Origin of the sequence: Pseudoalteromonas sp. MMG012 (assembly GCF_018100875.1) — a bacterium.
Lineage (GTDB): Bacteria > Pseudomonadota > Gammaproteobacteria > Enterobacterales > Alteromonadaceae > Pseudoalteromonas > Pseudoalteromonas aurantia.
This window is the reverse complement of sequence record NZ_JAGJEF010000033.1, coordinates 39511-48879: the sequence shown is the minus strand read 5'-3', so window position 1 is coordinate 48879 and position 9369 is coordinate 39511. Positions and strand designations below refer to the sequence as shown.

12 protein-coding genes are annotated in these 9369 nt (G+C 41.4%); 5 read left to right on the top strand and 7 right to left on the bottom strand.

Annotated features, from left to right (window positions below):
- Positions 1–326 precede the first annotated feature (326 nt).
- On the bottom strand, positions 327–761 hold the full coding sequence (locus J8L97_RS12465) for a MarR family winged helix-turn-helix transcriptional regulator (RefSeq protein WP_211050130.1): 435 nt from the start codon (positions 759–761) through the stop codon (positions 327–329).
- Positions 762–883: 122 nt separating this feature from the next.
- On the opposite strand from J8L97_RS12465, the gene hmgA reads away from it, so the two are divergent.
- Together hmgA and maiA are read left to right on the top strand one after the other, a co-directional pair.
- A complete protein-coding gene (hmgA, locus tag J8L97_RS12460) occupies positions 884–2179 on the top strand; it encodes a homogentisate 1,2-dioxygenase (RefSeq protein ID WP_211050128.1) in 1296 nt (431 codons plus the stop codon).
- Positions 2180–2245: 66 nt separating this feature from the next.
- A complete protein-coding gene (maiA, locus tag J8L97_RS12455) occupies positions 2246–2872 on the top strand; it encodes a maleylacetoacetate isomerase (protein WP_211050126.1) in 627 nt (208 codons plus the stop codon).
- Between the two features lie 40 nt (positions 2873–2912).
- On the opposite strand, the gene J8L97_RS12450 is transcribed toward maiA, so the two are convergent.
- The gene (locus J8L97_RS12450) at positions 2913–3143 is read right to left on the bottom strand and encodes a TIGR02647 family protein (RefSeq protein WP_192510071.1); all 231 of its coding nucleotides are present in this window, start codon (positions 3141–3143) and stop codon (positions 2913–2915) included.
- A 124-nt stretch (positions 3144–3267) separates the two neighbouring features.
- Here J8L97_RS12450 and J8L97_RS12445 point away from each other — a divergent pair, with 124 nt between their 5' ends.
- The gene (locus tag J8L97_RS12445) at positions 3268–3558 is read left to right on the top strand and encodes a DUF1496 domain-containing protein (protein WP_211050124.1); all 291 of its coding nucleotides are present in this window, start codon (positions 3268–3270) and stop codon (positions 3556–3558) included.
- A 23-nt stretch (positions 3559–3581) separates the two neighbouring features.
- Positions 3582–3827, top strand: coding sequence for a VF530 family DNA-binding protein (locus J8L97_RS12440; protein WP_211050123.1), 246 nt, complete (start codon positions 3582–3584; stop codon positions 3825–3827).
- On the opposite strand, the gene J8L97_RS12435 is transcribed toward J8L97_RS12440, so the two are convergent.
- The 3 genes from J8L97_RS12435 to J8L97_RS12425 all read right to left on the bottom strand — a co-directional run bounded on the left by J8L97_RS12435 (position 3813) and on the right by J8L97_RS12425 (position 7018).
- The gene (locus J8L97_RS12435) at positions 3813–4526 is read right to left on the bottom strand and encodes an ABC transporter substrate-binding protein (RefSeq protein WP_211050122.1); all 714 of its coding nucleotides are present in this window, start codon (positions 4524–4526) and stop codon (positions 3813–3815) included. The two genes, J8L97_RS12440 and J8L97_RS12435, sit on opposite strands and share 15 nt — an antisense overlap.
- A 303-nt stretch (positions 4527–4829) precedes the next feature.
- Positions 4830–5942: an arginase family protein gene (locus tag J8L97_RS12430; protein ID WP_211050121.1), complete on the bottom strand. Its 1113-nt coding sequence runs from the start codon at positions 5940–5942 to the stop codon at positions 4830–4832.
- 296 nt (positions 5943–6238) lie between these two features.
- On the bottom strand, positions 6239–7018 hold the full coding sequence (locus tag J8L97_RS12425) for a DUF2189 domain-containing protein (RefSeq protein ID WP_210994803.1): 780 nt from the start codon (positions 7016–7018) through the stop codon (positions 6239–6241).
- A gap of 155 nt (positions 7019–7173) precedes the next feature.
- Between J8L97_RS12425 and udp the strand changes: the two genes are divergently transcribed.
- A complete protein-coding gene (gene udp, locus J8L97_RS12420; protein ID WP_211050120.1) occupies positions 7174–7926 on the top strand; it encodes a uridine phosphorylase in 753 nt (250 codons plus the stop codon).
- An 80-nt stretch (positions 7927–8006) separates the two neighbouring features.
- Here the strand turns inward: udp and cdd are convergent, their stop codons facing one another.
- Both cdd and J8L97_RS12410 read right to left on the bottom strand, forming a co-directional pair.
- Positions 8007–8864, bottom strand: a complete 858-nt coding sequence (gene cdd, locus J8L97_RS12415) for a cytidine deaminase (protein ID WP_211050119.1) — start codon at positions 8862–8864, stop codon at positions 8007–8009.
- Positions 8865–8908: 44 nt separating this feature from the next.
- Complete coding sequence (locus tag J8L97_RS12410) at positions 8909–9277, bottom strand: hypothetical protein (protein WP_192510063.1); 369 nt, start codon at positions 9275–9277, stop codon at positions 8909–8911.
- Between the last annotated feature and the right edge of the window lie 92 nt (positions 9278–9369).

Below are 9369 nucleotides of genomic sequence, written 5' to 3'. Positions count from 1 at the left end.
TAGCCACGTAAGCCAACAGATTTACAATGAGTATATTTAATTACTTTGGATCATTGCCTCAAAAACATAACACCAGTTCAGTTTTCTACTCGAAGACTTTTGGTGTTGTGTCTTTATACAATCCAAACCCTAAGCCAGTTTCCCGCCGCTAAAGCGCTTACCTCTGGTATGGCTTTATCGATTCAACCAATCGCCGTAGATAGGGTCGACCAGTCCATACTTGCTAACTCACAGATATGCTTTTCGGTTCTTTTTTATCTCTGAGTATCAACAATATGCTAAGTACTCACCACTGTGCTTTGTGAAGTCTCCTTTGACGTAATGCACTACCCTTTATCAACTTGTTGCTCTACCTTACTTATCACGCTGAGTAAGGTATCTCTTTCAGTGTGCGATAAACTGGCCAATACATCACTTTCCCACTGCTGAGCTTTTTCAGATAACTGGTTGAATAACGCTTTTCCCTCACTCGTTAAACTCAGCAATTTTGCTCTCTTATCATTAGCATCTGTACACAATTCAATGAAGCCTTTATCAGTGAGCTGTTTGACTGCACGAGACATGGTGGACTTATCTATTTCGGTTAAATCACATAACGTTTTAGCAGAACATGTTTCTCGTTGTGCCAAATGTGCAACTGCGCGCCATTGCGGCATGCTTAACCCAGCCTCTTCAAAATAAACTACAGAGAATGCATGGCTGACCTTGTTCGCTAATTTTACCAATCTATAGGGTAAAAACTCTTCTATTTTTAATGACATCTAACTCAACTTTGAATACAGCAATTTACGTAAACAATTATATACAAAAAAAATTGCTATAGACACTTGATATTACTCTCACGTGAGAGTATCTTACATGAAAACCTACTGGAGTCGAACGAATGAATCACGAGTATCAATACTTAACCGGTTTTGGCAATCAATTTGAGTCTGAAGCTTTACCGGGTGCTTTACCAATTGGTCAGTTTTCGCCACAAAAAATAAAATACGATCTATACGCTGAGCAATATAACACCACCGCTTTTACCGCCCCTCGTGCCGACAACCGTAGAAATTGGTTCTACCGTATTCGCCCTTCTGTTGTACAAGGTGGTTACCAGCCGCTCGATAACGGATTATTGCGCACAGCACCGATCACAGAAATCCCGACGCCGCCAACTATGTTACGGTGGAACCCAGTCGATATTCCAAAAGAACAAACAGACTTTGTTGATGGCTTAGTCACCATGGCCGCCAATGGCAGTGCGAACGGCCAAACCGGCATTGGCATTCACGTATACGTGATCAACAAATCGATGACAGACCGGTATTTTTATAATGCAGACGGCGAAATGCTTTTTGTACCGCAGCAAGGCGAGTTACTGCTTCACACTGAGTGCGGCAAGTTAACCATTAAGCCTGGTGAAATTGCGGTTATTCCACGCGGCATTAAATTTAACGTTGAGTTATTAAATGATGAAGCACGTGGTTTCATCTGCGAAAATTACGGTCATCCAATGGTGTTGCCTGAACGTGGTCCTGTTGGCGCTAATGGCTATACCAACGAGCGAGACTTTCAGTATCCCGTTGCCGCCTTTGAAGATAAGGAAGGCGACTTTGAATTAGTTGCTAAATTTAACGGTAACCTGTTCCGTTGTGATATTGGCCATTCACCATTTGATGTGGTTGCTTGGACCGGTAACAGTGCCCCATACAAATATGACTTATCGCGCTTTAATGTGATGAATACAGTTAGCTTTGATCACCCTGATCCGTCAATATTTACCGTACTTACCTCGCCATCAGGCACGGAAGGTGTTGCCAACGTCGACTTTGTTATTTTTCCACCACGTTGGATGGTAGCAGAAAATACGTTCCGTCCGCCGTATTATCATCGCAATATTATGAGTGAATTCATGGGCCTCATTGAGGGGGTTTATGACGCGAAAGAACACGGCTTTGTACCAGGTGGTATGAGTTTGCATAACTGTATGTCTCCGCATGGGCCTGAAGCTGATGTATTTGAGAAAGCCTCAAATGCTGATCTTAAACCACAGCGTTATGACAATACCTTGGCATTTATGTTTGAATCTCGATATATCATATCGCCAACAAAATATGCACTGGAAGGAAAAGAGCGCCAGCCTAATTACGCAGAATGCTGGAAAAACATCAAAAAGTACTACAAAGGCGAATAACCAGCCGATACACTAATACTTAACAAGGCACTGATATAGTGCCTTTGTCGTGATTAAGGAACAACTATGAAACTCTATACTTACTTCCGCTCGTCAGCGGCATATCGAGTGCGTATTGCACTGAATTTAAAAAATATTTCGCACGAATTGTCTGGCGTTAATTTATTGAAGTCAGAGCAGCAAGCTGCGCCATATACCGAGAAAAACCCCCAAGGGTTGCTGCCAGCTCTGGAAACTGAACACGGTGTGTTAGCACAATCTTTGGCAATTTTAGAATGGCTAGAAGAAACACACCCTGATACCCCGCTATTACCTGCTGATAGCTGGGAAAAAGCCCAAGTACGTAGTTTTTGTTATGCCATCGCAAGCGATATACACCCTATCGATAACTTACGGGTGTTGAAATATTTAAGTGGTGAGTTAAATGTAGATGATGAGCAAAAAAACACCTGGTATCGTCATTGGGTAATCGAAGGATTTAACCGTCTGGAATCACTACTGGGTGATCACGATTATTGCTTTGGATCTGAGCCATCACTGGCAGACATTTGCCTAGTACCACAAGTGTTCAATGCACTGCGTTTTAAAGTAGATATGTCGCAATACCCAAAAATCTCAGCGATTTATGCGCGTTGCAACACATTACCTGCCTTTATCGATGCAGCGCCAGAGAATCAACCTGACGCGCAATAATGAATGGTACTAATGCCTAAGCTTACTCCTAAGTAATGACTTATTGTAGTGCACAGTGCACCTGATCAAGGTGCACTACTAAGTCTAATCCCAAATCTGTTAAATACCCGCCATCAGGGCTATCAATCACCCCTTTATTAAATAGTCGTTCTGCCGCATCTTTAAGACTGGGCTCGGCCGACTTATGGAGCTTAATACCTTGATGCATACTGTTTCTCGGAAATTTAGCTAATAAGGTCAGCTCTGCCATCATATTTTGATCAAAAGCCATTGTGATTCCCTCTTATTTTGTTTTTAATCTTATCTGAAAGGTGATTAATCGTTGTAATATTACTCACACAATTAAGATCTTATCTACAATCATAGTAAGATTAGACAAATCTGGGAGTTATGCCATGAGAATTTTAACTTTAACCACCAACTTATGCTTCATACTAACCACAACCCACAGTATGGCATTTGATAAAAATCATAAAAATACCGTTTTTATCGATGAACCCTTAAATGTGTGTTGGTATCAAGGCCAAAAGTACAGTGAAGGGGCGCTTATCAAACAGTTTGATATGCTGTTTGCCTGCAGCAATAAACATCCAAAGCAAGCCAATAGTCGAGTCGTATGGGTAAAAGCCGATGCATCGGGTGTACCAATAAAGCTAGACCCTGAACGTACTATTCGCGTAAAATAACCGATTTGAAAATTAGGGTAATCATGAGCCAAGAGCAGCCAAAAAATCCACTTCATGGCATTAAACTAGAAGATATATTAATCAAACTCGAAGATCAGTTGGGTTGGCGCGCTATGGGTGAAGCGGTTGACATTCGATGCTTCACACATGATCCAAGTATTAAATCGAGCCTTAAGTTTTTAAGAAAAACACCGTGGGCCAGAGACAAAGTTGAGCAACTATACTTAGATACGTTTCATAGTTTCACATGGCCATCAATTAAAAAGTGATGAATCGTGAAGCAATGCTTTATAAGCACTACTCATTTTATTGATAAGTGGCTTGGGCACCTGTTTATTACATGCAAAATATAACTGTGCCCCACTATTTTCTAGTGTATACACCTTTTCAAGCTGCACGGTAAAGGGGTCGGTTAATGCGCGGTAGTCAAATTGTGCGTCATTTAAGATAACCAAGTCAAGGAGCCCTCGCCGCGCTTCAAGCAGTTCAAACACCCGGTCAAAACTTGATAACATGATAAGCTGCTGATCTTCTTTAAAGCCTCTCATTTTAAGGTATTGGTGACTATAATTATTGCGGATCACACCTGTTTTATACTGCTTTGCATCACCCAGAGTCTGAATTTTAATATTCTCTGACTTCAGCCCATAAAATGACGTAGTAAATTTAGAAATAGGAAACACCCAGGTAAACAATTTTTCACGAGTATGTGACCGACCCATTGAAAATATACAGGTATTCGCATCGCGCAGCGCAGCGGTGTATGACACTGACCATCGATTCACATGGATTGTATAATCCACTTCGGCTTGTCTAAGCACGGCTTGAACTTTATCAACGGCTTCCCCAACTAGCTGGCCATTTTTATAATACTGAAATAGAGGGAAATCTTCCGTTACAATACTCAATTTTTGTGCAAAAGCGCTCCCTGTAAACACGCTCAGTAGCAGTACAAATCCTATATACATGTATTGTGCTTCTTTGTTAACTTACAGAAAAATATAGCGTATAAGCTAAAGATGATAAAGCCTGTTACAATTGTTATGCACATTGTTTGAAATAAAAGCACAGATAAATCGGCAAGCAAACAGCGTCGTACCGAGGCAAGAATTTCAGAATGTCGTTATTTTATATACATTATTTTGACGCAATTAATTCCGCTATTTAACGCGTTAGAATGGTCAATGTTTTACTTAACATTGCTATTTAAATACAATTAGGTAGGAGTAGTGCATGAAAAGACGGAGCAGGCACTCCGTCTGATTATAATTTTAGCTATTATTCATTGCATCAATTAAAAATGCTGAAAGCTTCGCACCTTCTCGTAACGTGGTTTCTGAACTTGTTTGGCCAACCAACGAACTGTCGGTAAATGGCGCGATTTCCATCATATCGGCACCTGTTATTGGAAACTCAGCGCGTAACGCAGCTAAAATTTCAAGTGCTTCATCTGGGGTCATCCCATTCCCTTCAGGAGTACCAGTCGCTGATGCAAACTCTTCATCTAATGCGTCAATATCAAAACTAACATATAGCTCATCGACATTATCTGCTTTTAGCTGTGCAATAACTTGTGCAACTATCGCGGCAGGACCTTGTTCACGAATTTCATGTGCCCAATGTTGTTTAACACCAAATGTATTTTCCCAATGAGATTTGTCTTTACCACTGGAGCGAATACCAAATTGGATTAAATGATGTGGTGCAGGTAAATACTCAAGTACATGTGTGCACCACGAGCCAAAGCACAAATCAATACCTAAACGCTCCACTAGCAAGTCTGTATGGGCATCAAAATGGATGATCGCCGTACGCTTTCCTGCATCACGCTTAGCTTTTAAGTACGACTTAGTTAATGGGTAACTGATTGAGTGGTCGCCGCCAATACCAAATATCCCTTTATCTGGATGCTGCTGATAAAAACCATCGCATACATCTTCTGTAATTGACAAAGGTGACACGTAATAGTCACTGTTTGGGTTTTGATAAAGCGCTTTCTGGCAGTTGCTGATAGTCGCTTCATTTAAATACTTATCGTGTAATAAGTGCGGGATCACCCGTACGTCACCTAGATCGAACGCGCTAATATGGGGGTGCTGCTCAATTAAGGTTGAACGTAAAAATAAAGGCCCCCAATTTGCACCGCGCAATATGCCGCCGCCACAATCTGATGCAATACCTAAAATTGCCGCTTTGTGCACAGAAGAATCAATGGTCTTTAATGATTGTTTCCAAATTTCATCTACACCGTCAGTTTGCCCATATAACTTAGTTCGTAGCGCGTCTTTGCGTTCCTTAGCTGTATTAACGGTAAATACTCCGTCGCCTGGTGGGCACAAACAATGCTCTAGTTTTTCTTGAAGTTGTTGTTTTGGGTTAGTCATATTGTCCTCCGGGTAGCTTATTTTTGCATATTCATGCGAATAGCCATATATTTCGCTATTTACGCATGTGCATATTGTTACGGCTGTATGAGTCGATCACACCCAAATTACTTTCTAGTAATATCAATTTAAATCAAAGAATTACTTGAATTAAGTGATCGCTAATTGGTGCCGCAATCTTGCTATTTATGCTTTAGTCGAGAGATATAACATGCCAATAAGGAAAGTCAACCATAGCGCTACTCGCTTCAGTACGCGCTATGGTTTTATATGCATTGAGGGTGCATAGTTACGTGTTATTCGTACCCTCGCGCTTTTTTGGTTTTAATAATGGCAATATAGCCATGCCAGCTTGCATAACTCAATAGCGGCATAATCACAATAAACCCAGCAGTGCCGGTTGCAAAGCCAAGCAATACTAAGGTGACTATCAACGCGCCCCAAACAAACATTGCGGGCGCATTCACTTTTACCGCGTGAATCGAGGAGATCACCGCTGTCATGATATCAACGCGGCGCTCCATCATTATTTGAGGGGTAAATGCGGAGATTGCAAAAACTGCCGCCATTAACAAACCACCCACAATACTTCCCAGAGTGAGGAATGCCGACAATTGCTCAAAGGTCGGATTAGGTACGTTGGGATACAACGCATGTATTAACGCTGCCAAACGCATCCAAACAATCATTATCACCATTAGAAGAACCGCAAACCCCCATTCTCCTGCTGGGTTTCTAAACATAGAATGTAAACTATGTCCTAATGTTGGTTTGTGCCCTTTCTCAAGCTCCCATGCCACGTCGTATAAACCCGAAGCAAACGCTGGGCCAATAAGTGCAAACGCAACCGCTGCTGGAAGTATGACTAAATGTGTACCAGCTTCATACACTAGGTACATAATACTTGCTGGGATAATTGTGAAGACCAGTCCATAAATGAGACTTAAAATGGGTGCCCGAGAGATGTCTTTAAACGCCAAAGCCAGCCAATGAAAAGGCGCTAATGCAGCGATTTTATTGCTTTCAAGACAACGAGCAAATTCGGTGTTTTTATCTAGTGACGGTGATGCAGGCATAACTCTTCCTCATAGTTGCATTACTTAAGGTTTAGAAGAACAACTTTAAAGTTGCAAGCCAATACCCTATTCTGAATAAAACATTCGGACATCTGTCCTGTACTTTTAACTCATAACTATTAAGTATTACGCTTTACACAAAAATAAGGTTTACTATGGACAAGGTATTTCATTTAGGACTAGACAAAGCCGCTTTAGAAGGTGCTACGTTAGCAATAGTCCCGGGCGATCCAGAACGCGCTAAGCGCATCGCAGAAAAAATGGAGTCTCCAAAATGTCTAGCACAGACTCGCGAGTTTCATGTCTATTCAGCAAAACTAAAAGATAAAACCGTCATTGTTTGTTCAACTGGTATTGGCGGCCCTTCAACGTCAATTGCTATTGAGGAACTTGCTCAGCTAGGCATCACTACTTTCTTACGCATCGGGACAACTGGCGCAATTCAGCCGCATATCAATGAAGGTGATTTACTGGTCAGTACCGCATCTGTGCGTTTAGATGGTGCAAGCCAGCATTTTGCACCACTTAGCTATCCTGCTGTGTCTGATTTTCATTGTACACAAGCAATGGTTAAAGCTTGTGAGTCTTTAGGCGTAACGCACCATGTTGGTATCACCGCTTCTAGTGATACGTTTTACCCAGGACAAGAGCGATATGATACTTACTCAGGTTATGTTGCCAAAGACTTCCAAGGCACTTTTGAGCAATGGCAAAAGCTCAACGTCATGAACTATGAAATGGAGTCAGCCACATTATTCACTATGTGTGCCGCACTTGGACTCAAGGCTGCCTGTGTTGCTGGTGTACTTGTGAATCGTACACGTCAAGAGATCCCTAACGTTGATCATGGTGAAATTGAAAAAAATGCCGTTGCAGTGGTCATTTCAGCAGCTGCAAGTTTATTGTAATTAGTACAGTCATTCATAGATTCAGGGGCAATATTGCCCCTTTTTTGTTGTTTAATATGACGCGGTTTTCTACCTCAGCCCTAAACTAAAACATGCTGAAGTGTTATGTCTGCCACATAACTATCAAGTACCGCTTGTGCCACGGCCTTTTGATTAAAGCCATTTTTTGACTCTACTAACGTCACAGACTCCAATTCAACATCATCAATAGTTAAACCGGCTAATGCAAGTTGGCTTAACGCACTTTGCATTGGCGATAAGCTTGGATTATAAGCCGCATTCTCTGCGTATCTGCCATAAAAAGTGCCATGTGCAACTGTGACCACTTCGACCGCGGCGGCATTTTTTGAATAAGGTGCGTATGCCAACGAAAGTTGCTCTCTCAGCATTGAACTCAGCACCTCTGACGTTGAAGTAGCATTTCCGGTATTGCTATCCAGCAAGCGACAACTATTACCCAAATCTAAGGGGCCAAAAGAGCTTGGTAACAGTGCTTTTAAATCAGTCTCTTGTGTTGGTAACAGAACCCTAAGAGACTCGGCACCCGCTATTTCATTCATGAATTGGCGACAATGACCACACGGAGCATCGGTAATCGCAATCAAGGAGACTGAACGAGCCCCATTTAACCATGCATTATTAATGGCTGCCTGTTCTGCATGAACAGCTTGATTTAACGCCTGATGGGTAAATTCTAGGTTAGCACCTAAATACGCACTCCCAGTTTTCTCATCATACGCTATCGCTCCCACGTTAAACTGAGATATGGGTGCTTGAGAAAAAGATGCGGCAACAGGTAATAGTGTTTTCAATAACGTTTCAATATCGCAATGAAATGTCGTGAGCAGGTCAGAGATAATTAAATGTGATAAGTGACCGCGCGATTGTTTCGCTTGTTCTTGTAAGTTTTCTATTTGATGCGGAGTTAATACTGCCATTATGTATTCATCGTAAACCAATGGCAGCATAGTTTAAGCACTAATTAAGTATTACACAACCACTGCTTTGCAGATTTAAAACATTCGAAATTTTCTGCGCGTACATTAAAGCGCTTTGCTTTAAGTAAAAACAAATCATGCATATACCCTTCGAACCCGACCACTCGCGCAATATGCAAATCGGTAAGATAGTGTGCTATTTTTGGCATGATATTAACAATATCAATCGCAGCAAAACGATGTTCTAGCTCACTGACATCAACCAAGATTTTTGAACTGTTATGCGTTTTGGCGTATCCATTCGCTATTTGATAAACATCAACCACATCCTGTGCACTTGCTATACCTCTGAGTGTCATCATTACCAAAGATGTTGTTTCATCATAAGTAATGCTTGTGGAAAGTGTAGACATTGGACCTCAATATACAAAAGTTCATATAAACACCAGCATTGGTTTTATACAAAAAATAGACAACTGGTTTAACCAGAAAGGAATTCTTATGA

Bases quoted from the DNA above. Each gene is read 5' to 3' on its own strand.
- udp (WP_211050120.1), top strand. From the start codon at position 7,174: ATGGACAAGGTATTTCATTTAGGACTAGACAAAGCCGCTTTAGAAGGT.
- maiA (WP_211050126.1), top strand. From the start codon at position 2,246: ATGAAACTCTATACTTACTTCCGCTCGTCAGCGGCATATCGAGTGCGT.
- J8L97_RS12430 (WP_211050121.1), bottom strand. From the start codon at position 5,942: ATGACTAACCCAAAACAACAACTTCAAGAAAAACTAGAGCATTGTTTG.
- J8L97_RS12425 (WP_210994803.1), bottom strand. From the start codon at position 7,018: ATGCCTGCATCACCGTCACTAGATAAAAACACCGAATTTGCTCGTTGT.
- J8L97_RS12445 (WP_211050124.1), top strand. From the start codon at position 3,268: ATGAGAATTTTAACTTTAACCACCAACTTATGCTTCATACTAACCACA.
- hmgA (WP_211050128.1), top strand. From the start codon at position 884: ATGAATCACGAGTATCAATACTTAACCGGTTTTGGCAATCAATTTGAG.
- cdd (WP_211050119.1), bottom strand. From the start codon at position 8,864: ATGGCAGTATTAACTCCGCATCAAATAGAAAACTTACAAGAACAAGCG.
- J8L97_RS12410 (WP_192510063.1), bottom strand. From the start codon at position 9,277: ATGTCTACACTTTCCACAAGCATTACTTATGATGAAACAACATCTTTG.
- J8L97_RS12435 (WP_211050122.1), bottom strand. From the start codon at position 4,526: ATGTATATAGGATTTGTACTGCTACTGAGCGTGTTTACAGGGAGCGCT.
- J8L97_RS12440 (WP_211050123.1), top strand. From the start codon at position 3,582: ATGAGCCAAGAGCAGCCAAAAAATCCACTTCATGGCATTAAACTAGAA.
- J8L97_RS12450 (WP_192510071.1), bottom strand. From the start codon at position 3,143: ATGGCTTTTGATCAAAATATGATGGCAGAGCTGACCTTATTAGCTAAA.
- J8L97_RS12465 (WP_211050130.1), bottom strand. From the start codon at position 761: ATGTCATTAAAAATAGAAGAGTTTTTACCCTATAGATTGGTAAAATTA.